The organism is Streptomyces flaveolus, assembly GCF_044765825.1.
In the GTDB taxonomy this organism is placed as follows: domain Bacteria; phylum Actinomycetota; class Actinomycetes; order Streptomycetales; family Streptomycetaceae; genus Streptomyces; species Streptomyces flaveolus.
The window spans coordinates 328,041-350,126 of sequence record NZ_JBIWKU010000005.1; the positions used below are offsets into that span (position 1 = coordinate 328,041).

The following is a 22,086-nucleotide window of genomic DNA, read 5'->3' on the forward strand; positions in this document are numbered from 1 at the left end:
AACGCGGGGGAGCCCGCGCTTTCGGAGTGTGCGCGCGGGCACTCCCGTCACAGGGTGCGCAGCAGCACCGCCGGCTGTTCGACGCAGTCCGCCACGTACCGCAGGAAACCGCCCGCCGTGCCGCCGTCGCACACCCGGTGGTCGAAGGTGAGCGACAGCTGGACCACCTGACGGACCGCCAGTTCGCCCTGGTGGACCCAGGGCTTGGGGACGATGCGGCCGACGCCGAGCATGGCCGCCTCGGGGTGGTTGATGATCGGCGTGGAGCCGTCGACGCCGAACACGCCGTAGTTGTTCAGCGTGAAGGTGCCGCCGGTCAGCTCGCCGGGGGTCAGCCGGCCGGCCCGGGCCGCCTCGGTCAGCCGGGCGAACTCGGCCGTGAGGCCCTCGGCGTTGCGCGCGTGCGCGTCCCGGACGACCGGCACGACCAGGCCCCGGTCCGTCTGGGCGGCGAAGCCGAGGTGGACGTGGCCGAACCGGACGATCTCCCGGGCCTCCGTGTCGACGGTGGCGTTCAGCTCCGGGAAGCGGGCGAGCGCGGCGGTGCAGATCCGGGCCAGCAGGGCGACGAGAGAGATCTTCGGACCGCCTGCCCCGTTCAGGGCGGCGCGGGCCCGCATCAGCTCCGTCGCGTCCGCGTCCACCCAGCAGGTCGCGTCCGGTATCTCGCGCCGGCTGCGGGAGAGCTTGTCGGCGACGGCGCCCCGGACGCCCTTGAGCGGGGTGCGGACCTCGGCCGGCGCCCCTCCCAGGAGGGCGGGTGCCGCTGCCTGGGGCCGCCCGGCCGGGTGCGGGGCGGTGTCGGTCTCCGGGGCCGCCGGACGGCCGCCCCGCACCGCGGCGGCACGCAGCGCGTACTCCACGTCCGCGCGCAGGATCAGCCCGTCGGGGCCGGAGCCGGTCAGCTCGCGCAGGTCCAGGTCGTTCTGCCGGGCCAGCCTGCGCACGAGGGGGGAGATCACGGGGACCGGCCCGTCCACCGGCTCGGCGGCACGGACCCGGCCGTTCGCCCCTCCGGACGCGGGGGACGCCGTGACCGCCCGTCCGTCCGCCCGGACCCGGCGGCGCCGCGCGGGCGCCTCGGAGGTGCCGTACCCGACCAGGACGTTGCCCGACCCCTCGGCGCGATCGTCCCCGGGCTGCCGGCCCGACGGCTCCCCGGCACTCTCGCCCCGGGTGCCCGAGTCCCGCCCGCCCCCGCCGGAGGCCTCCTCGCCCACCGCCACCGTCAGCAGCGGCGCCCCGACGGGCAGCTCCGCCCCCTCCTCGCCGAAGCGGGCGGTGACCACCCCGCCGTACGGGCAGGGCACCTCGACCATCGCCTTGGCCGTCTCGACCTCGACGACCGGCTGGTCGACGGCGACCACGTCACCGACCTCGACCATCCAGCGCACGATCTCCGCCTCGGTGAGCCCCTCACCGAGGTCGGGGAGCTTGAACTCCAGCACCTGTGCCATCAGCTTTCGGCCTCCCACTGCAGGCGCCCCACGGCGTCCAGGATCCGGTCCACACCGGGCAGGTGGTGACGCTCCAGCATCGGCGGCGGATACGGGATGTCGAACCCGGCCACACGCAGCACCGGCGCCTCCAGATGGTGGAAGCAGCGCTCCGTGACCCGGGCCGCGATCTCCCCGCCCGGGCCCCCGAAGGAGCCCGACTCGTGGACGACGACCGCGCGTCCCGTCCGCCGCACCGAGGCGCACACCGTCTCGTCGTCGAACGGCACCAGGGAGCGCAGATCGACGACCTCGAGGTCCCAGCCCTCGGCCCGGGCCGCCTCGGCGGCCTCCATGCAGACGACCACCGACGGCCCGTACGTGATGAGCGTGGCGCTCCGGCCCGAGCGCCGCACCACCGCGCGGCCTATGGGCTCAACGGGCGCCGGCTCCTCCGGGTTCCAGGAGTCCTTCGACCAGTACAGCCGCTTGGGCTCCAGGAAGACCACCGGGTCGTCGGAGGCGATGGCCTCGCGCAGCAGTCCGTAGGCGTCGGCGACGGTCGCGGGCGTGACGACATGGAGCCCCGGAGTCGCCATGTAGTACGCCTCGGACGAGTCGCTGTGGTGCTCGACACCGCCGATGCCGCCGCCGTAGGGGACCCGGATGGTCAGCGGCAGGGGCATCCGGCCGCGGGTGCGGTTGCGCATCTTGGCGACATGGCTGACGACCTGCTCGAACGCCGGGTAGGCGAAGGCGTCGAACTGCATCTCCACGACCGGGCGCAGCCCGTACATCGCCATGCCGACCGCGGTGCCGAGGATGCCGGCCTCGGCGAGCGGGGTGTCCGTGCAGCGGTCCTCGCCGAACTCCTCGGCGAGCCCGTCGGTGACCCTGAAGACACCGCCGAGGGTGCCCACGTCCTCGCCCATGACGTGCACGGCCGGGTCGGCGGCCATCGCGTCGCGCAGCGCCCGTGTGAGGGCCTGCGCCATGGTGGCCGGCTTGACGGCGACGGTGGTCATCGGTGGGTCCCTTCCGGCCCGGAACCGGCCTCGGCCTCCGCCGCCAGCTCCGCGCGCAGCAGGTCCCGCTGCTCGCGCAGCTGGGGGGTGGGTTCGGCGTACACGTGCGCGAAGAGGTCCATCGGGTCGAGCTCCGCGTCCTGGTTCATGCGGGCCCGCAGGTCGGCGGCCATCGTCTCGGCGTCCTCGCGGGCGGCCGAGATGCCTTGCTCGTCGAGCAGGCCGCGCTCGGTCAGCTCCCGCTCCAGCAGATCGAGGGGGTCGTGCCGGCGCCACGTCTCGACCTCGGCGTCGCCCCGGTAGCGCGTGGCGTCGTCGGCGTTGGTGTGCGCGTCGACGCGGTACGTCACCGCCTCCACCAGCGTGGGTCCGCCGCCCCCGCGCGCACGGCGCACGGCGTCGGTGAGGACCTCGTGGACGGCGGCGGCGTCGTTGCCGTCGACCAGGCGGCCGGGCATCCCGTAGCCGACGGCCTTGTGGGCCAGCGACGGGGCGGCGGTCTGCTTGGCGAGCGGCACGGAGATCGCGAAGCCGTTGTTCTGCACGAGGAAGACGACCGGGGCCTGCCAGACGGCGGCGAAGTTCAGCGCCTCGTGGAAGTCGCCCTCGCTGGTGCCGCCGTCGCCGACCATGGCCAGCGCGACCACGTCGTCGCCCTTGAGGCGGGCGGCGTGCGCGAGGCCCACGGCGTGCGGCAGCTGGGTGGCGAGCGGGGTGGACAGGGGCGCGACCCGGTGCTCGTAGGGGTCGTAGCCGGTGTGCCAGTCACCGCGCAGCAGGGTGAGGGCCTCGACGGGGTCGACTCCGCGGGCGACGACGGCGAGCGTGTCGCGGTAGCTGGGGAAGAGCCAGTCGCGCTCCTCCAGCGCCAGCGCGGCGGCGACCTCGCATGCCTCCTGGCCGGTGCTGGACGGGTAGACCGCGAGCCTGCCCTGCTTGGTCAGGGCGGTGGCCTGCGCGTTGTAGCGCCGGCCGCTCACCAGCCGGGCGTACAGCGTGCGCAGCAGCTCGGGGTCCGTCCCCTCGGCGGCCTTCGTGCCGAGGACGCGGTACGGCTCCGCGTCCGGCAGCAGCGGCGCGGGGTCGGTACGGGGCTGCCAGGCGGGCGGCGGTGTGGGCCGGTACGCGCCCCGCTGCTCCATGACCGTCATGACGGCACCTCCTCGTGGGAGCGGCTTCGGGCCCGGCACGGGTGTGACGGGCCTCACCTACCGATTGTTCGGTCGTCGGCACATTTTGGCTACAGGCACCCCCAGGCTGTGGACAAACGGTTCTCCACAACCTGAGATGGACGCAGTACGTCCATGGTAGGAAGGCGGGGGCACATGGCATCTGAACAAATGGCCGAACGCCCGGGAGAGGCCGGCGGCCCGGACGACGCCGGCACCCCGCCGCCCCCGCGCCCGCTGGACGCGATCGATCAGGACATCCTGCGCATGCTCCAGACGGACGGGCGCGCCTCGATACGGTCGGTCGCCGAGCGGGTGCACGTCTCGCGGGCGAACGCCTACGCGCGTATCAACCGGCTCGTCGAGGACGGCGTCATACGCGGCTTCGGCGCCCGCGTCGACCACGAACGCGCGGGGCACGGCACCTCGGCGTACATCACGCTGAAGATCGTCCAGAACTCCTGGCGCACGGTCCGCGCGCAGCTCAGGCAGCTCCCCGGCGCCTCCCACATCGCCCTGCTGGGCGGCGACTTCGACGTGCTGCTCCTGGTGCACACGCCCGACAACCGGGCCCTGCGGGAGCTGGTCCTCACCCGCCTCCAGGCCATCCCGGAGGTGCTCAGCACGCGCACGCTGCTGGTGTTCGAGACGGAGGACCTGGAGCCGCAGGGCTGAGCGCGGGGGCGCGCCCCGGCCGGTTCAGGAGGTCCCGCGCAGCCCCGCGAACACCAACCGCGCCACCGCGTCGACCACTTCGCGCTCGCCCGCGCCGCTCCGGCCGTCGGGGCCTTCGGGGCGGTACCACTCGACGATCGAGTTGATCATGCCGAAGACCAGCCGCGTCGCGAGGCGCACCTCCACGTCCGCGCGCACGTCGCCCTCGGCCGCCGCCGCCCTGAGCAGTTCGGCGACCCGGTGGTCGAACTCGCGCCGCCGCTCCAGCGCCCAGCGCTCGGTGCCGGTGTTGCCGCGCACCCGCAGCAGCAGCGTCACGTACGGCAGTTCGGCCATGAGCACCTCGACCATGCGCCGCACGACGTACTCCAGCCGGCCGGCGGCCGGCCCCACGCGGGCGTGCTCCTCGTCGAGGATGCCGAACAGCTCGTCCAGGGCCCGGCTCACGGCCCGGCGCAGCAGTTCCTCCTTGCCCGTGACGTGGTGGTAGATCGAGGACTTGGAGATGCCGGCCGCCTTGGAGAGGTGCTCCATGGAGGTGCCGTCGTAGCCGCGCTCGATGAAGACCTGCACGGCGACGGACAGCAGCGTCTCGGGCGTGTACGTGTCGCGCTTGGCGGTGGTCATGAGGAACTGCCCTCCTGCTTGGCGGAGGCGCACGCGTGGCGGTAGAGCGCCAGGGAGGGCGCGTACCGGCCCGTGGGCGCGCACTCGTGCAGGTTGTCGAGGACCTCGCAGGCCCAGTCGCCGCCGAGGCGGCGGCTCCACTCCAGCGGGCCCAGCGGGTAGTTGACGCCCAGCCGCATCGCGGTGTCGATGTCCTCGGCGGTGGCCACGCCCTTGGCGACCGCCTCGACCGCCAGGTCGATGATCCGCGCCACCGTCCGGGCGACGATCATGCCGGGAACGTCGCCGATGACGCTGACCTTCTTGCCGAGCGCCTGGAACAGCCCGGTGGCCTGGGCGAGGGTGCGCGGGGAGGTGGACGGCGCGGCGGACAGGGCGATGCGGGAGGCCCTGCGGTAGTCCAGTGCGAGGTCGAAGTGGACGACGTCCCGGTAGGCCCCCGCTGTCCGGCCGTCGGCGAGCACGAGCCGGCCGCCGCCGGGCAGGACGAGGCGCGTGCCGTTGTCCTCGTCCTCCTGGCGGACCTCGATGCCCGCCTCGCGGATCATCGCGACCAGCTCGGCGGCCGGCGCCAGATCGCCCTCGACCACGACGTACGCGGGCGGGTCGGCCGGCTCGGCGGTGTGCGGCTCGGGCCGCTCGGCGCCCTCGCGGTAGTCGTACCAGCCCTGTCCGCTCTTGCGGCCGAGGCGGCCGGACTCGACCAGACGGCGCTGGGCGAGCGACGGGGTGAAGCGCACGTCCTGGAAGAACGCCTGCCACACGGAGTGCGTGACGGACTCGTTGACGTCCTGCCCGATGAGGTCGGTCAGCTCGAAGGCGCCCATCCGGAAACCGCCCGACTCGCGCAGCACGGCGTCGATGGTGGCCGGGTCCGCGCCCTGGTCCTCGTGGACCGCGAAGGCCTCGGCGTAGAAGGGCCGGGCGATGCGGTTGACGAGGAAACCGGGGGTGTCCGCGCAGGCGACCGGGGTCTTGCCCCAGGCGCGGGCCGTCTCGTACGCGCGGGTGGCCGACGCGGCGTCGGTGGCGAAGCCGGAGACGACCTCCACCAGCGGCAGCAGCGGGGCCGGGTTGAAGAAGTGCAGTCCGACGAAGCGGCCGGGGACGCGCAGCGCGCCGCCGATGGCGGTGACGGACAGGGAGGAGGTGTTGGTGGCGAGCAGGCAGTCGTCGGCGACGACGTCCTCCAGCGCGCGGAACAGCTCCTGCTTGACGTCCAGCCGCTCCACGACCGCCTCGGCGACCAGTGCGCAGTCGGCCAGCTCGGCGAGGGTCTCGGCGGGCCGCAGCCGGGCGCGGGCCGCGTCGCGGTCGGCGGCGCCCAGGCGTTCCTTCTCGACGAGCCGGTCGAGCCGGGCGCCGATCGCGTCGGCCGCGTCACGGGCGCGCCCGGGGGCGGCGTCGTACAGCCGTACGGGGTGGCCCGCGACCAGCGCCACCTGGGCTATGCCCTGGCCCATGGTGCCGGTGCCGACGACGGCCACGGGGCTGCTGAGGTCGAGTGCTGTCATGTGCGCGATCCTCCCGCACGGCGTTTTCCACAGATACGGCGGTCCCCCTTGTCCCGACCGATCGTTCGGTTACTCTAGCCGTGTCCGCCTGTTTCTGCCCAGGTTTCCCCCGAGGTCACGACTCGACGGAGAGCTCGTGAGACGAGGAGTTGGTCCCGCATGGCCGCCGAACTCACCGCGCACCAGCTGATCGACCGGCACCGGCCGACACTGGACCAGGCGCTGGAGACGATCCGTACGCGCGCGTACTGGTCCCCGCACCCCGAGCACCCCAAGGCCTACGGGGAGAACGGCAGCCTGGACATGGCGGCGGGCAAGGCCGCCTTCGACGCGCTGCTCGGCACCCGCCTCGACCTCGGCCAGCCCGGCACCGACGGCTGGACCGGCGGCGAGGTCTCCCCGTACGGCATCGAGCTGGGCGTGGAGTACCCGCACGCGGACCTCGACGTGCTGCTGCCCGCCATGAAGGCCGGCCAGAAGGCGTGGCGGGACGCGGGCGCGGAGCTGCGCGCGACGGTATGCCTGGAGATCCTGAAGCGGATCGCCGACCGGACGATGGAGTTCGCGCAGGCGGTCATGCACACCTCCGGACAGGCCTTCATGATGGCCTTCCAGGCGGGCGGCCCGCACGCGCAGGACCGCGGCCTGGAGGCGGTGGCCTACGCGTACGCGGAGCAGGTCCGCACCCCCGGCACGGCGGAGTGGACCAAGCCGCAGGGCAAGCGCGACCCGCTGGCGCTGACCAAGCAGTTCACGCCGGTCCCGCGCGGCATCGGCCTGGTCATCGGCTGCAACACCTTCCCGACGTGGAACGGCTACCCGGGCCTGTTCGCCTCCCTCGCCACCGGCAACGCGGTCCTGGTCAAGCCCCACCCGCGCGCGGTGCTGCCGCTCGCCCTCACGGTCCAGGTCGCCCGCGACGTCCTCGCCGAGGCCGGCTTCGACCCGAACCTGGTCGCGCTGGCCGCCGAGCGCCCCGGCGAGGGCATCGCCAAGACCCTGGCGACCCGCCCCGAGATCCGGATCATCGACTACACCGGCTCGACCTCCTTCGGCGACTGGCTGGAGGCCAACGCCCGACAGGCCCAGGTCTTCACCGAGAAGGCCGGCGTCAACACGGTGATCATCGAGTCGACCGACGACTACCGGGGCATGCTGGCCAACCTGGCGTTCTCGCTGTCCCTCTACAGCGGCCAGATGTGCACCACCCCGCAGAACCTGCTGATCCCCCGCGACGGCATCCGCACCGACCAGGGCGACAAGTCCTACGACGAGGTGACCGCCGACCTGGCCCGCGCCGTCGACGGCCTCCTCGGCGACGACGCCCGCGCGAACGCCCTGCTCGGCGCGATCGTCAACCCGGACGTCAAGGCCCGCCTGGAGGCCGCCGCCGGTCTCGGCGAGGTCGCCCTCGCCTCCCGCGAGGTGACCAACCCGGACTTCCCGGACGCGGTCGTGCGCACCCCGGTGATCGTCAAGCTGGACGGCGCCAAGCCCGACGACGAGGCCGCCTACACCAGCGAGTGCTTCGGCCCCGTCTCCTTCGCCGTCGCCGTCGACTCCGCCGCGCACGCCACGGACCTGCTGCGTCACAGCATCCGGGAGAAGGGCGCGATGACCGTCGGCGCCTACACGACCGACCCGGAGGTCGAGCAGGCCGTGCAGGAGGTCTGCCTGGAGGAGGCGGCCCAGCTCTCCCTCAACCTCACCGGCGGGGTGTACGTCAACCAGACGGCCGCCTTCTCCGACTTCCACGGCTCGGGCGGCAACCCGGCGGCCAACGCGGCCCTGTGCGACGGCGCGTTCGTCGCGAACCGCTTCCGGGTGGTGGAGGTCCGGCGCCAGGCCTGACCTAGCGGGACGTGGGCGACGCGCCCCCGGTGGCGCTCCAGTGGTACAGCGTCATGGCCACGCTGGTCGCGAGGTTGTAGCTGGAGACCTGGGGGCGCATCGGCAGCGCCACCAGGTGGTCGGCCCGCGCGCGCAGCTCGCCCGACAGCCCGCTGCGCTCGGAGCCGAACGCGAGCAGCGCGTCGTCGGGCAGCTTCAGTCCGCGGATGTCCTCGCCCTCCGGGTCCAGCGCGAACACCGGTCCGGGCGGGAGCTGCGCCACGTCCAGCCGCTCCACGGCGGTCGCGAAGTGCAGGCCCGCCCCGCCGCGCACCACCGTGGGATGCCACGGGTCGAGCGGCCCCGTGGTGACCACGCCGGTCGCGCCGAAACCGGCGGCCAGCCGGATCACCGCCCCCGCGTTGCCGAGGTTGCGCGGCTGGTCGAGGACCACGACGGGGCTGGTGCGGGGCGTGTGCGCCAGCGTCCGCAGCGCGGCCTCGCGCGAGGGGCGTACGGCCAGGGCGGCCACCGCGGTGGGGTGCGGGCGCGGGACGAGGGAGGTGTACGCCGCGTGCGGCACCTCGGTCAGCAGACCGTCCAGCGCCTCCCGGACGTCCGGTGCCAGCTCGTCGGCGAGGGCGAGGACGGCCGCGCGGTCACTGGTGACGGCCACCGGGACACCGGCGCCGAAACGCAGCGCGTGCTTGAGGGCGTGGAAGCCGTCGAGCAGCACACACGCGTCGGCGTGCCCGCGCCAGACGGAAAGGGCGTCGGGGCGGGGCCCGGGGGCGGGGTCGGTCATGCCGTGAAGCCTACGTGCGCCTGCCCGGCGTCCTCCTGGGCGGCACGGGGCGCCGGCACCTTCCCCCGGCCGCCCCCGCGCCGTACCAAACGGTCCCGCGCACGTGCCGCCCGCCCGCCCAGGCGGCGCAGGAACGAGGTCGGCAGGAAGACCGCGTCGGCGGCGATCATCGCCAGCGAGAAGAACGGCAGCCCGAGCACCACGGCGATCACCGCGTGCTCGGTGATCATGGCGGCCAGCAGGACGTTCTTGATCCGCCGGTTGAACAGGGTGAAGGGAAAGGCGACCTGGACGGCGACCGTGCCGTACGTGATGAGCATGACCATCGTGCCGTTGGCGGCCAGCGCGTCGGACAGGCCGGGCCAGGGCGAGAAGTAGTCCAGGTGGAGGGGGTAGTGGACCGCGGTGCCGTCCTGCCAGCGCGATCCCTGGATCTTGTACCAGCCGGCCGTCGCGTAGATCAGGCAGGCCTCCGCCATGATCACCAGCAGGGCGCCGTTGTGCACGACGTCGGCGACGACGTCCAGCAGGATCCGCGGCTGACCGCTCCTGGCCCACCGCCCCACGCTCCACCACAGGCCCTGCGCCGACCACACCGCCCACAGCAGCGCCGGGACGAACCAGTCGCCGTCGAGCCGGCCCGCCAGCGTCACCAGGACCAGCCCCGACCCGAGCACCGTCCACAGGGCGGGCCCGGTCCGGTCCACGACGCGCTCCCCCCGCGCGCGTGCCGCGCCCGCGAGCCGTGCCCGGCGCGCGTCCAGCGACCACACCCGGCCGCAGCGGGTGAGGACCAGGTAGATGCTCATCAGGTGCAGGACGTTGTCGCCGCCGTCCCCCATGAAGATGCTGCGGTTCTGCAGCGAGAGCACCCCGACCATGAAGAGCACCGAGGTGGTCCGCGTGCGCCACCCCAGCAGCAAGAGCAGGCTGCTCAGCACGGACAGCGCGTAGACGGCCTCGAACCAGGCCGCGCCGTCCCACCACATCAACGCCGTGAACGCGCCGTTGTCCGAGATCAGCTGCTCGGCGAGGTCGTGGCTCCAGGGGCCGTCCGGGCCGTACAGCTCGTGGCGGTGGGGAAACTCGCGGAGCAGGAAGAGCAGCCAGGTCGCACTGAAGCCGATGCGGATCACGGCGGTCTGGCAGGGGCCGAGCGCGGACCCGGTGACGCGGGCGATACCGCGCGAGACCGACAGGGCGAGGCCGTTCACGCGACGCCTCCTTCCGCCTCGTCGGCGGGCACCCGCCACCAGGGCAGCTCCCGGTACACCGGCCGGTCGGAGACCGTCTCACCGCTCCAGTCGGGCGGCGGCACATTGGTCGTGCGGGAGCGGTACTGGACGCGCTGGACGGCGCCGTCCGGTTCCGCGGCGTCGCTGCGGTCCAGCCGCAGGACCGCGACGCGGCGCAGATAGGCCTCGGACAGGGTGCCCCGCAGGCCCACCGGGCGATTGTGGGAGTCGTGGGTGGCGACGAAGAAGTCCCAGGCCCGGCGCAGCTCGTTCTGCTGGGTGTGGCTCGGCAGCGGGTTGCCGTCGATGGCCCGGCCGTCCTCGGCGGACAGGTCGTACCAGCCGGTGGTCCGTATCCCGCCGTCCGACGTGCTCACCTCGGCACGGACCTGGACGGAGATGTTCTGCTGGAGCGGGTTGGGCGCGAAGAGCTTCCAGTTCTGCTCGAACTCCGGGTAGATCCACTCGTCGACCACGGAACCGTGCCGCTTGGACAGGGTGTTCGACGGGGCGACGTGCAGGAACGTCAGTCCGATGTGCGCGCACACGGCGGCCGCGACGACCGCGAGCGCGAGCACGGCACCGACCTGGTAGCGCGGAGAGAGGGCGGCGACCCCGGTACGGGGAGGCCCGGTCCCCGCCGCACCGGCGACGGCCTGCGGCATCGGCGGCCCGTCGGGCGCGACGGCGGGGGGCGGTCCGGCAGACGGTCCGGTGCGCGCGGCGGACGGCTCGGCGGGTCGGTCCGGCTCGTCCGGCCCCCGCCGGGCGTCCGAGCCTGTGTCGTGCGCGTCCATTCCGCCCCGTTCCCCGGTCCGTCTCTCCGCCCGCCCTGCCGCGGGGGCGCCGCGTGACACCACCGGTGCGGGTGGTCCACGCCGCTCGAACGGGAACGGTACTCAGGACGGCCCGGCGGCACAGCCCCCGGCGGACCGGCCGCACCGTGGCCGTCGCCACACCCGCGCCGCGGCCGTGGACCGCGACCCGCGCGGGGATCGCTAGAGGACGTGCCCCGGCTCGCCCTTCCCGTCCACGACGGGCCGGCCGGCGGCGGCCCACACCTGCATGCCGCCGTCGACGTTCACGGCGTCGATGCCCTGCTGGACCAGGTACATGGTGACCTGGGCCGAGCGTCCGCCGGAGCGGCAGATCACGTGGACCCGGCCGTCCTCGGGCGCCGCCTCGGTCAGCTCGCCGTAGCGGGCGACGAACTCGCTGATGGGAATGTGCAGGGCCCCGGCGGCGTGGCCGGCCTGCCACTCGTCGTCCTCGCGGACGTCCAGCAAGAAGTCGCCGTCCTTGAGGTCCGTGACCTCGACCGTGGGCACACCAGCTCCAAAACTCATGCCCCCGACGCTACCCGACACGACGCCCCGCCCGGCCGGCCGCCGACGCCCGTGGGGTCGCGGGCGCCGTCGCCCATCAGGCCCTGGTCCGGATCGCGCAGCCCCTGTCGCTGCTGACCACGGCGGCTCCGGCGGGGCTACTGGCCGAGCAGCTCCGCCAGCTCGGCCTCCCGCTCGCCCACCTGGGCCGCCAACTGCTCGGCGATCTCCTCCAGCAGGCGGTCGGGGTCGTCCGGGGCCAGGCGGAGCATGGCGCCTATCGCGCTCTCCTCCAGCTCCTTGGCGAGCACGGTGAGCAGTTCCTTGCGCCGGTCGAGCCATTCGAGGCGCACGTACAGCTCCTCGCCGCGGCTCGGCCGCCGCTCGGGGGCCGGGCCCGCGGCCCACTCCTCGGCCAGCGCCCGCAGCTCGGTCTCGTCGCCGCGGGCGTAGGCGGCGTTGACGCGGGTGATGAACTCCTCGCGCCGGGTCCGCTCGCCGTCCTCCTGCGCCAGATCGGGGTGGGCCTTGCGGGCCAGCTCGCGGTAGAGCCTGCGGGCCTCCTCGCCCGGCCGGACCCGCTTCGGCGGGCGCACCGCCTGGTCCGTGAGCATCGCCGTGGCCTCCGGGAACAGTCCGTCCCCGTCCATCCAGCCGTGCAGCAGCTCCTCGACCCCGGGGATCGGCATGAGCCGGGCCCGTGCCTCGTCGGCCCGGCGGCGGTCCTCGGGGTCGTCGCTGCGGGCCGCCCGGGCCTCCAGGATCTGCGCCTCCAGCTCCTCGAGCCGCGCGTACACCGGGCCGAGCCGCTGTTCGTGCAGCCGTGAGAAGTTCTCGACCTCCACGCGGAAGGTCTCCAGGGCGATCTCGTACTCGATGAGCGCCTGCTCGGCGGCCCGTACGGCCTGCTCCAGCCGCTCCTCGGGCCGCGGCGCACCACCTTGCTCGGGCTCAGCTTCCGGGGTCGTCACCCGACCAGCCTAGGGCACGGACCGCCGGTGCCGTCCGGCCTGCCGCCGGGCCCCCTCACACCCCCGGCTCCGCCGCGATCCGCCCCGACCGCACCGCGGTGAGCAGCGCGGCGTGGTCCGCCTCGGTGCGGTCGGCGTAGGCCAGGGCGAAGGCGGCCATCGCCTCGTCCAGCTCCTCGTTCTTGCCGCAGTAGCCGGCGACCAGGCGCGGGTCGACGCTGTGCGCGTGGGCGCGGGCCAGCAGGGCGCCGGTCATCCGGCCGTAGTCGTCGAGCTGGTCGGCGGCCAGGGCCGCGGGGTCGACGCTGCCCTTGCGGTTGCGGAACTGCCGCACCTGGAAGGGCCGCCCGTCGACCGAGGTCCAGCCGAGCAATATGTCGCTGACGACCTGCATGCGCTTTTGCCCGAGCACCACCCGGCGGCCCTCGTGCGCGACCTCGGGAACGTCGAAACCGGCCGTCGCCAGATGGGGCCCCAGCGCGGAGGGCCGGGCCTCCTTCACCTGGAGCACGAGCGGCTCGCCCCGGTGGTCCAGGAGCAGCACGACGTACGACCGCGTGCCCACGCTGCCCGTACCGACGACGCGGAAGGCGACGTCGTGCACCGCGTACCGGGCCAGCAGCGGCAGCCGGTCCTCGGACAGGGTCGCGAGGTAGGGCTCCAGCGAGGCCGCGACCGCCGCCGCCTCCGGGTCCGGCACCCGGCGCAGCACCGGGGGCGCGTCCACGAAGCGGCGCCCGCCGTCCTCGGTGGCCTCGGTCGACCTGGCCGCGAACCGGCCGCTGGTGTTGGCCCGCGCCTTCTCGCTCACCCGCTCCAGCGTGCCGAGCAGGTCGTGGGCGTCGGTGTGGGAGACGAGTTCCTCGTCGGCGATGGCGTTCCAGGCGTCCAGCGCGGGCAGCCGGGCCAGCAGCCGCATGGTGCGCCGGTAGGCGCCGGCCGCGTCGTGGGCGGCCGCCCGGCAGGTGTCCTCGTCGGCGCCGGCCTCCCGGCCCGCGAGCACCAGGGAGGCGGCGAGCCGCTTGAGGTCCCACTCCCAGGGGCCGTGGACCGTCTCGTCGAAGTCGTTCAGATCGATGACCAGGCCGCCGCGGGCGTCCCCGTACAGCCCGAAGTTGGCCGCGTGCGCGTCGCCGCAGATCTGGGCGCCGATGCCCGTCATCGGCGTGCGCGCCAGGTCGTACGCCATCAGGCCAGCCGACCCGCGCAGGAAGGCGAACGGCGTGGCCGCCATCCGCCCGGTCCGTATCGGGGTGAGCCCCGGTATCCGTCCCCGGTGGGACTCCTCGACCGCGCTCACCGCGTCCGGCCGGGCCCCGTCCGGGTCGAAGGCGGCGTGCGCGGAACGCGGGACGCGCCCGCGCAGCGCCTTGCCCTCCGCCTTCGGCGACCCCCCTGCGGGCCACCGCGCGAACCCCGGCACCTGCGGCATCCGCCCCGCCCGCACCGCACGGGCTCCCGCCTCGATGTCCTCCGTCACCCCGGCAGCGGCCACATCCGCAGCCGCCTCAGTCGCCTCGGCCATCCGACCGCCCTCCCCGACTCCCGTACTCGACCCACGCACCCGCCCCGGCGCACCACGGCGAACCCGCCCCGCGCACCCCACGGCCCGTACTTCCCGCCCACACCGCCCGCCGCCGCCCGCACGCACCGGACACGCCCGGCCGCCGTCATGAACGCGCCACGACCGTACAGCCGCCCGCACCGCCCGTACACGGAATCCCGCCCCATAACGCCGGGCAGGGGGCACAACGGGAGGTCCCCGCGGCCCGCCGGCGCGGCTTACGGTTTCGGCGATCACCACGGGAGCGCGTCCCCCGGTGCACTCAGCCTGCCCCGCGCCCGGGGGACGCGCTCCGTGTCGTGCACGTCCCGCCCGTCTTCTTCCCCAGGGGCTGCCCCCCACCGAGGAGCCCGAGGAGCCCGCCATGACACCCACCACCCCCGATGATCGCGGCGCCGAGCCCGGCGTCAGCCGCAAGACCCTGCTCAGGGCGGCCGTCGCCGCCGGTGCCGCCGTCCCGCTGCTCGCCACCGGCGCCGTCGCCCTCGCCCGGGACTCCGCCCGCGCACCGGGCACGACCCTGGCACCGACCCCGTTCTGCGACGACGGCGACGACCCCACGCCCGACCAGATCGAGGGCCCCTACTTCAAGCCGAACTCCCCGCTGCGCACCGACCTGGTCACCCCGGACACCGCCGGCACCCGGCTGACCGTCAGCGGCTACGTCTTCGGCCGCAACTGCGTCCCCCTGCCCGGCGTCCTGCTCGACTTCTGGCAGGCCGACACCGCGGGCGCCTACGACATGGCCGGATACACGCTCCGCGGCCACCAGTTCACCGACTCCACCGGTGCGTTCACCCTGCGCACGATCGTCCCCGGCCTCTATCCGGGCCGCACCCGGCACATCCACGTCAAGGCCCAGGCACCCGGCGAACCCGTGCTGACCACCCAGCTCTACTTCCCCGGCGAACCGCGCAACAGCACGGACACGATCTTCGATCCGGCGCTGCTCATGAACGTCCGCGACGCGGGCGGCGGCAGGCAGGCCACCTTCGACTTCGTGCTGAACGTGGACGGCGGCCCCGGCCCGGGCACCCCCACCGACCCGCCCACCGACCCGCCCGGCGGCACCTGGGCCCCCGGCCGCGCCTACGCCGCCGGCGCCCGCGTGACGTACGGCTCCGGCGCCTACCGCTGCCTGCAGGCCCACACGTCGATGACCGGCTGGGAGCCGCCCAACGTGCCCGCCCTGTGGCACCGGGAATGACCCCACCCCCGTGAGACCTTCCTCACACGGCCCGTGACGGACAACGCGAAAGCCCCCCAGGTCCGAGACCTGGGGGGCTTTCGTTCTGTGCGCGAGGGGGGAGTTGAACCCCCACGCCCTTGCGGGCACTGGAACCTGAATCCAGCGCGTCTGCCTATTCCGCCACCCGCGCATTGGGTGTGTCCTCGGGCCCCGTTCCTTTCGGCCCGGCGCCTTCCGACACCCAGAACATTAGCACGCTGTACGGGCCCGATTCACATCCCTTGTTCGCCGGTGGAAGGGCCCCCGGGGCCGGGCCGGGCACTCGTACCGGCCCGTACCCGTTCACGTATCAACCTCGTACCGGTCCCGCCCGTCTCCCCAGGAGCAGGCAGGGGTCCACAGTCAGGTGCGGGACACTGGTCCACGGCCGCCTCTACGATCCTGGGCATGAGGACCTGCGGGAGCAGCTTCGAACGGCCGGGAGAGTTCGAAGAGGAGCTCCAGCGGGAACTCCGAGAGGCGTCGACACCCGTCGACGGGGCCGACAGGGGGAACCAGCCGATCGACCGGCGCGTGGATACGATCAGTAAGCAGTACCAGGTGGACAGTGCCCGGACACGCGGCACGACGAGCAGTACGCAAGGCAGTGGACAGGACGGCAGCGACGGAGGAGGTGCCCCATGGGAGTCCTGAAGAAGTTCGAGCAGCGTCTCGAAGGTCTGGTCAACGGCACCTTCGCGAAGGTGTTCAAGTCCGAGGTGCAGCCCGTGGAGATCGCTGGAGCGCTCCAGCGCGAATGCGACAACAACGCGACCATCTGGAACCGCGACCGCACCGTCGTGCCCAATGACTTCATCGTCGAGCTGAGCACGCCCGACTTCGAGCGCCTCAGCCCCTACTCCGGCCAGCTCGGCGACGAGCTCGCCGGCATGGTGCGCGACTACGCCAAGCAGCAGCGCTACACCTTCATGGGACCGATCAAGGTCCACCTGGAGAAGGCGGACGACCTCGACACCGGCCTGTACCGGGTCCGCAGCCGTACGCTCGCCTCCTCCAGCAGCCAGCAGGGCGGCCCGGGCCCCTCGGGACCCGCCGCGCCCCCCGCTCCCTCCGGACGGCCCGGCGCACCGGGCGGCGGCTACGGCTACCCGCCCGCCGGACCCGCCGGCGCCCCGCCCATGCCCGCCGCTCCGCCGCCCGGCGGACGCCCCGGCGGCTACGGCTACCCGCAGCCCGCGGGCGGCCAGCACCCCCCGGCCGCACCCGCGCCCGGCACCCGCACCCGCCACTGGATCGAGATCAACGGCACCCGCCATCAGATCTCCCGCGCGACCCTCGTCCTCGGACGCAGCACCGAGGCCGACGTGCGGATCGACGACCCCGGCGTCTCCCGCCGGCACTGCGAGATCCGGACCGGAACGCCCTCGACGATCCAGGATCTCGGGTCCACCAACGGCATCGTGGTGGACGGGCAGCACACCACCCGCGCTACGCTCCGCGACGGCTCGCGGATCGTCGTGGGCAGCACCACCGTTATCTATAGGCAAGCCGAAGGGTGATCCGGGGGCAATGTCAGAGCTGACCCTCACGGTCATGCGGCTGGGTTTTCTCGCCGTACTGTGGCTGTTCGTGATCGTGGCCGTGCAGGTCATCCGCAGCGACCTGTTCGGTACGCGGGTCACCCAGCGCGGAGCGCGGCGCGACGCCGCACGACCGCAGCAGGCCACGCGCCAGGGCCAGGCGCCTCCACCGCAGCGCCAGCAGCCGAGCGGCGGCCGGGGCCGCCGCAACGCGCCCACCAAACTCGTCGTGACGGAGGGCACCCTCACCGGCACCACCGTCGCCCTCCAGGGCCAGACCATCACGCTCGGCCGGGCACACGACTCGACGATCGTGCTGGACGACGACTACGCCTCCAGCCGCCATGCCAGGATCTACCCGGACCGCGACGGCCAGTGGATCGTCGAGGACCTGGGCTCCACCAACGGCACCTACCTGGACCGGTCCCGGCTGACGTCCCCCACACCCATCGGCCCGGGGGCGCCGATCCGCATCGGCAAGACCGTCATCGAGCTGCGGAAGTAGTGCTACACCAATGAATGAGCGCGAGCGGAGCGAGCACGCAGCGGCGGCCGGCACCCCGGGCCACGGCGCGCTCCCGACCGGAGGGTGGGCAGTGTGGCTCGACACGACCGGCTGCAGTCGGAGCCGACGGGCGAGGTGCGCATGAGTCTGTCACTGCGCTTCGCCGCCGGATCGCACAAGGGCATGATCCGGGAGGGCAACGAGGACTCCGGTTACGCCGGTCCCCGCCTGCTCGCCATCGCCGACGGCATGGGCGGCCAGGCCGCCGGAGAGGTCGCCTCCTCCGAGGTGATCTCCACCATCGTCGCCCTCGACGACGACGTGCCCGGCTCCGACATCCTCACCTCCCTCGGCACCGCCGTGCAGCGCGCCAACGACCAGCTCCGGCACATGGTCGAGGAGGACCCCGCCCTCGAAGGCATGGGCACCACCCTCACCGCCCTGCTCTGGACCGGCCAGCGCCTCGGCCTCGTCCACGTCGGCGACTCCCGCGCCTACCTCCTGCGCGACGGCGTCCTCACCCAGATCACCCAGGACCACACCTGGGTGCAGCGCCTCGTCGACGAGGGACGCATCACCGAGGAGGAGGCCGGCACCCACCCGCAGCGCTCCCTGCTGATGCGCGCCCTCGGCAGCGGCGACCACGTCGAACCCGACCTGTCCATCCGCGAGGTACGGGCCGGCGACCGCTACCTCATCTGCTCGGACGGACTCTCCGGCGTCGTCTCCCACCAGACGCTCGAGGACACCCTCGCCAGCTACCAGGGCCCCCAGGAGACCGTGCAGGAGCTGATCCAGCTCGCCCTGCGCGGCGGCGGCCCCGACAACATCACCGTCATCGTCGCCGACGTCCTCGACCTCGACACCGGCGACACCCTCGCCGGCCAGCTCTCCGACACGCCCGTCGTCGTCGGCGCCGTCGCCGAGAACCAGGCCCAGTTCGGCGACAACGGCATCATGCAGACCCCGGCCGGCCGCGCCGCCGGACTCGGCCGCCAGGGCGGCGGCCGGCACGGCGGAGGCGGCGAGTTCGGCCCGCCCGGCAGCGGCGACACCACCGGCTTCATCCCCGCCGGCGGCTTCGGCGACTACGGCGACGACGACTTCGTCAAACCCCGCAAGAACCACAAGTGGCTCAAGCGGTCCCTCTACAGCGTGCTCGCCCTCGCCGTCATCGGCGGCGGTCTCTACGGCGGCTGGCGCTGGACCCAGACCCAGTACTACGTCGGCACCAACAACGACCACGTCGCCCTCTACCGGGGCATCAGCCAGGACCTCGCCTGGGTCTCGCTCTCGAAGGTCCAGAAGGACCACCCCGAGATCGAACTCAAGTACCTGCCGCCCTACCAGCAGAAACTCGTCGAGTCGACCATCGCCGAGGGCGACCTGAACGACGCCCGGGCGAAGATCGAAGAGCTGTCGGTACAGGCCTCGGCCTGCAAGAAGCAGGCCGAACGGCATGCCGCGGACAGCGAGAACGCGAAGACGGGCGAAGGCGAGGCCGGAGGCACCACGGGAACCACACCCGCCTCCTTCACGTCCAAGGCCACACCGACACCGACCGCGTCGGAGCCACCGAAGACGCCCGAATCGTCCCCGTCCCCGTCCACGACCGCACCCACTACCAGCCCCGGCCCCAGCCTCTCGGAGGAAGAGCAGAAGGTCGTCTCGCTGTGCGGTAAGCAGTAGGCAAGCCGTGAGAGGCCCCGTCACACGATGAGCAGTACTTCCAACTCGCCGACGCACCACACGTCCACGATCGGCTCGATCGGCGCGCCCAGCCGCCGCAACACCGAGCTGGCCCTGCTGGTGTTCGCCGTCGTCATCCCGGTCTTCGCCTACGCCAACGTGGGCCTGGCCCTCAACGACGAGGTACCCGCAGGACTGCTGAGCTACGGCCTCGGGCTCGGCCTGCTGGCCGGCGTCGGCCACCTGGTCGTCCGCAAGTTCGCGCCGTACGCGGACCCCCTGCTGCTGCCGCTGGCCACCCTGCTCAACGGCCTCGGGCTCGTCGCCATCTGGCGTCTGGACCAGTCCGAGCTGCTCCAGGACATCAAGCAGGCCGGCACCGCCGCACCCCGCCAGCTGATGTACACCGCGATGGGCATCGCCCTGTTCGTCGTGGTGATGATCTTCCTCAAGGACCACCGCGTCCTGCAGCGCTACACCTACATCTCCATGGTCGGCGCCCTCTTCCTGCTGCTGCTCCCCTTGGTCCCGGGCCTCGGCAAGAACATCTACGGTGCCAAGATCTGGATCCAGGTCGGCTCCTTCTCCATCCAGCCCGGAGAGTTCGCCAAGATCGTCCTGGCGATCTTCTTCGCCGGCTACCTGATGGTGAAGCGCGACGCGCTCGCCCTCGCCAGCCGCCGCTTCATGGGCCTCTACCTGCCCCGCGGCCGCGACCTCGGCCCCATCCTGGTCGTCTGGATGGTCTCCATCCTCATCCTGGTCTTCGAGACCGACCTCGGCACCTCGCTGCTCTTCTTCGGCATGTTCGTGATCATGCTGTACGTCGCCACCGAGCGGACCAGCTGGATCGTCTTCGGCCTGATGATGTCCGCCGTCGGCGCCGTCGGCGTGGCCAGCTTCGAACCGCACATCCAGCAGCGCGTCGACGCCTGGCTGGACCCGATGAAGGAGTACGCGCTCTCCCGCGCGGGCGTCGGCGGCCACTCCGAGCAGGCCATGCAGGCCCTGTGGGCGTTCGGCTCCGGCGGCACCCTCGGCACCGGCTGGGGCCAGGGCCACTCCGAGCTGATCCGCTTCGCCGCCAACTCCGACTTCATCCTCGCCACCTTCGGCGAGGAGCTCGGCCTGGCCGGCCTCATGGCCCTGCTCCTGCTCTACGCACTCATCGTGGAACGCGGCGTGCGCACCGCCCTCGCCGCCCGCGACCCGTTCGGCAAGCTCCTCGCCATCGGCCTGTCCGGCGCCTTCGCGCTCCAGGTGTTCGTCGTGGCAGGCGGTGTGATGGGCCTCATCCCGCTCACCGGTATGACGATGCCCTTCCTGGCCTACGGCGGATCCTCCGTCATCGCCAACTGGGCCCTCATCGGCATCCTGCTGCGGATCAGCGACACCGCGCGCAGGCCCGCCCCCGCGCCCGCCGCCAACCCCGACGCCGAGATGACCCAGGTGGTCCGACCGTGAACAAGCCCCTGCGCCGCATCGCGATCTTCTGCGGACTCCTGGTCCTCACCCTGCTCATCCGCGACAACTGGCTCCAGTACGTCCAGGCCGACGAACTGAAGAACGACGAGGCCAACCGCCGCGTCGCCATCGAGCGCTACGCCACCCCCCGCGGCGACATCATCGTCGACGGCAAGGCCATCACCGGACACGCCACCACCGAGGGCGACTTCAAGTACAAGCGCACCTACAAGGACGGCGCCATGTGGGCGCCGGTCACCGGCTACGTCTCCCAGGCCTACGGCGCCACCCAGCTCGAGAACATCGACGACGGCATCCTCACCGGCAACGACGACCGGCTCTTCTTCCGCAACACCCTCGACATGCTCACCGGCAAGAAGCGCGAGGGCGGCAACGTCGTCACCACGCTCAGCAGCGCCGCGCAGAAGGCGGCCTACGAGGGCCTGAAGAAGCAGGGCGGCAAGGGCGCCGTCGCCGCCATCGAGCCCTCCACCGGCAAGATCCTCGCCCTGGCCTCGTACCCCTCGTACGACCCCTCGACGATCGCCGGCGGCGGCGAGGCGGACGGCAAGGCCTGGAACAAGATCATCGAGAAGAACAACCCCGACAAGCCGATGCTCAACCGCGCCCTGCGCGAGGTCTACCCGCCCGGTTCGACCTTCAAGGTCGTCACCGCCGCGGCGGCACTGGAGCACGGCAAGTACACCTCGGCCGACGAGAAGACCGACTCCCCGCTGCCGTGGACCATGCCCGGCACCACCACGCCCCTGCCGAACGAGGGCGACCTCCCCTGCGAGAACGCCACCCTCCGCGAGGCACTGCGCGTCTCCTGCAACACCGTCTTCGGCAAGATCGGCTACGACCTCGGCAACGACAAGATGCTCGAGACGGCCAAGAAGTTCGGCTTCACCGAGGAGCAGTTCGTCCCCGTCCGTTCCAGCGCCTCGGTCTTCTCCGACGACATGAACGACTCGCAGGTCGCGCTCTCCTCCATCGGCCAGTTCAACACCGCCGCCACCCCGCTGCAGATGGCCATGGTCACCTCGGCCATCGCCAACAACGGCACCCTGATGAAGCCGTACATGGTCGACGAGCTCCAGGCCCCGAACCTCGACACCATCGAGAAGACGGACCCGCAGGAGATGAGCAAGCCGCTCTCCCCGGAGAACGCCCAGATCCTGCAGTCGATGATGGAGACCGTCGTCAAGGACGGCACGGGAACCAACGCGCAGATCGACGGCGTCACCGTAGGCGGCAAGACCGGTACCGCGCAGCACGGTGTCGAGAACAGCGAGAACCCGTACGCCTGGTTCATCTCGTACGCCAAGACCGACAGCGGCTCACCGGTCGCCGTGGCCGTGGTGATCGAGGACGAGAACGCCAGCCGCGACGACATCTCCGGCGGCGGCCTCGCGGCACCGATCGCGAAGAGCGTGATGGAGGCCGTCATCAACAGCAAGAAGTGACCAAGCGCTGGACGGGA

General features: G+C 72.8%; 19 protein-coding genes and 1 tRNA gene. 8 read left to right on the forward strand and 12 right to left on the reverse strand.

Features of this window, described 5'->3' with window-relative positions; genetic code table 11:
• Window positions 1-47 precede the first annotated feature (47 nt).
• The 3 genes from ACIRG6_RS17890 to pdhA are packed head-to-tail and all read right to left on the reverse strand — an operon-like array spanning window position 48 to window position 3,612.
• Window positions 48-1,457 carry a dihydrolipoamide acetyltransferase family protein gene (locus ACIRG6_RS17890; protein ID WP_403323472.1) on the reverse strand — a complete coding sequence of 470 codons (1,410 nt, stop codon included), beginning with the start codon at window positions 1,455-1,457 and terminating at the stop codon, window positions 48-50.
• Entirely contained in the window at window positions 1,457-2,461 is a 1,005-nt protein-coding gene (locus tag ACIRG6_RS17895) for an alpha-ketoacid dehydrogenase subunit beta (RefSeq protein ID WP_318213605.1), read from the reverse strand. Before ACIRG6_RS17895 ends, ACIRG6_RS17890 begins: the two co-directional genes overlap by 1 nt.
• Window positions 2,458-3,612, reverse strand: a complete 1,155-nt coding sequence (gene pdhA / locus ACIRG6_RS17900) for a pyruvate dehydrogenase (acetyl-transferring) E1 component subunit alpha (RefSeq protein ID WP_364675475.1) — start codon at window positions 3,610-3,612, stop codon at window positions 2,458-2,460. The genes ACIRG6_RS17895 and pdhA overlap by 4 nt, the downstream gene beginning before the upstream one ends.
• A gap of 189 nt (window positions 3,613-3,801) precedes the next feature.
• Between pdhA and ACIRG6_RS17905 the strand changes: the two genes are divergently transcribed.
• Window positions 3,802-4,305 carry an Lrp/AsnC family transcriptional regulator gene (locus ACIRG6_RS17905; RefSeq protein WP_318216300.1) on the forward strand — a complete coding sequence of 168 codons (504 nt, stop codon included), beginning with the start codon at window positions 3,802-3,804 and terminating at the stop codon, window positions 4,303-4,305.
• A 24-nt stretch (window positions 4,306-4,329) separates the two neighbouring features.
• Here ACIRG6_RS17905 and ACIRG6_RS17910 read toward each other — a convergent pair whose 3' ends face one another.
• Together ACIRG6_RS17910 and ACIRG6_RS17915 are read right to left on the reverse strand one after the other, a co-directional pair.
• Window positions 4,330-4,932, reverse strand: a complete 603-nt coding sequence (locus ACIRG6_RS17910) for a TetR/AcrR family transcriptional regulator (protein ID WP_318213603.1) — start codon at window positions 4,930-4,932, stop codon at window positions 4,330-4,332.
• On the reverse strand, window positions 4,929-6,446 hold the full coding sequence (locus ACIRG6_RS17915; protein ID WP_403323474.1) for a 3-hydroxyacyl-CoA dehydrogenase: 1,518 nt from the start codon (window positions 6,444-6,446) through the stop codon (window positions 4,929-4,931). Before ACIRG6_RS17915 ends, ACIRG6_RS17910 begins: the two co-directional genes overlap by 4 nt.
• A 159-nt stretch (window positions 6,447-6,605) precedes the next feature.
• On the opposite strand from ACIRG6_RS17915, the gene paaN reads away from it, so the two are divergent.
• The gene (gene paaN, locus ACIRG6_RS17920; protein ID WP_364675469.1) at window positions 6,606-8,297 is read left to right on the forward strand and encodes a phenylacetic acid degradation protein PaaN; all 1,692 of its coding nucleotides are present in this window, start codon (window positions 6,606-6,608) and stop codon (window positions 8,295-8,297) included.
• A 1-nt stretch (window position 8,298) separates the two neighbouring features.
• On the opposite strand, the gene ACIRG6_RS17925 is transcribed toward paaN, so the two are convergent.
• From ACIRG6_RS17925 to ACIRG6_RS17950, 6 genes are all read right to left on the reverse strand, one after another.
• Complete coding sequence (locus ACIRG6_RS17925; protein ID WP_364675466.1) at window positions 8,299-9,081, reverse strand: TrmH family RNA methyltransferase; 783 nt, start codon at window positions 9,079-9,081, stop codon at window positions 8,299-8,301.
• Window positions 9,078-10,295 (reverse strand): HTTM domain-containing protein, encoded by a 1,218-nt coding sequence (locus tag ACIRG6_RS17930; RefSeq protein WP_364675463.1) that lies wholly within the window; start codon window positions 10,293-10,295, stop codon window positions 9,078-9,080. The genes ACIRG6_RS17925 and ACIRG6_RS17930 overlap by 4 nt, the downstream gene beginning before the upstream one ends.
• The gene (locus tag ACIRG6_RS17935; RefSeq protein ID WP_364675460.1) at window positions 10,292-11,113 is read right to left on the reverse strand and encodes a DUF5819 family protein; all 822 of its coding nucleotides are present in this window, start codon (window positions 11,111-11,113) and stop codon (window positions 10,292-10,294) included. The genes ACIRG6_RS17930 and ACIRG6_RS17935 overlap by 4 nt, the downstream gene beginning before the upstream one ends.
• A 201-nt stretch (window positions 11,114-11,314) precedes the next feature.
• Window positions 11,315-11,644, reverse strand: coding sequence for a rhodanese-like domain-containing protein (locus tag ACIRG6_RS17940; protein ID WP_161166738.1), 330 nt, complete (start codon window positions 11,642-11,644; stop codon window positions 11,315-11,317).
• 155 nt (window positions 11,645-11,799) lie between these two features.
• Window positions 11,800-12,612 carry a hypothetical protein gene (locus ACIRG6_RS17945; protein ID WP_318213597.1) on the reverse strand — a complete coding sequence of 271 codons (813 nt, stop codon included), beginning with the start codon at window positions 12,610-12,612 and terminating at the stop codon, window positions 11,800-11,802.
• A gap of 55 nt (window positions 12,613-12,667) precedes the next feature.
• A complete protein-coding gene (locus tag ACIRG6_RS17950) occupies window positions 12,668-14,137 on the reverse strand; it encodes a DUF2252 domain-containing protein (RefSeq protein WP_403323477.1) in 1,470 nt (489 codons plus the stop codon).
• 403 nt (window positions 14,138-14,540) lie between these two features.
• Here ACIRG6_RS17950 and ACIRG6_RS17955 point away from each other — a divergent pair, with 403 nt between their 5' ends.
• Complete coding sequence (locus ACIRG6_RS17955; protein ID WP_403323479.1) at window positions 14,541-15,383, forward strand: dioxygenase family protein; 843 nt, start codon at window positions 14,541-14,543, stop codon at window positions 15,381-15,383.
• 88 nt (window positions 15,384-15,471) lie between these two features.
• On the opposite strand, the gene ACIRG6_RS17960 is transcribed toward ACIRG6_RS17955, so the two are convergent.
• Window positions 15,472-15,555 (reverse strand) — tRNA-Leu (locus tag ACIRG6_RS17960).
• A gap of 490 nt (window positions 15,556-16,045) precedes the next feature.
• On the opposite strand from ACIRG6_RS17960, the gene fhaA reads away from it, so the two are divergent.
• The 5 genes from fhaA to ACIRG6_RS17985 all read left to right on the forward strand — a co-directional run bounded on the left by fhaA (window position 16,046) and on the right by ACIRG6_RS17985 (window position 22,069).
• Complete coding sequence (gene fhaA / locus ACIRG6_RS17965; RefSeq protein WP_189230149.1) at window positions 16,046-16,924, forward strand: antibiotic biosynthesis regulator FhaA; 879 nt, start codon at window positions 16,046-16,048, stop codon at window positions 16,922-16,924.
• Window positions 16,925-16,934: 10 nt separating this feature from the next.
• A complete protein-coding gene (gene fhaB / locus ACIRG6_RS17970) occupies window positions 16,935-17,450 on the forward strand; it encodes an antibiotic biosynthesis regulator FhaB (RefSeq protein ID WP_189230150.1) in 516 nt (171 codons plus the stop codon).
• 141 nt (window positions 17,451-17,591) lie between these two features.
• A complete protein-coding gene (locus ACIRG6_RS17975) occupies window positions 17,592-19,139 on the forward strand; it encodes a Stp1/IreP family PP2C-type Ser/Thr phosphatase (protein WP_364675452.1) in 1,548 nt (515 codons plus the stop codon).
• Window positions 19,140-19,166: 27 nt separating this feature from the next.
• On the forward strand, window positions 19,167-20,603 hold the full coding sequence (locus tag ACIRG6_RS17980; protein ID WP_364675450.1) for an FtsW/RodA/SpoVE family cell cycle protein: 1,437 nt from the start codon (window positions 19,167-19,169) through the stop codon (window positions 20,601-20,603).
• Entirely contained in the window at window positions 20,600-22,069 is a 1,470-nt protein-coding gene (locus ACIRG6_RS17985; RefSeq protein ID WP_364675447.1) for a peptidoglycan D,D-transpeptidase FtsI family protein, read from the forward strand. Before ACIRG6_RS17980 ends, ACIRG6_RS17985 begins: the two co-directional genes overlap by 4 nt.
• The last annotated feature ends 17 nt before the right edge of the window (window positions 22,070-22,086 follow it).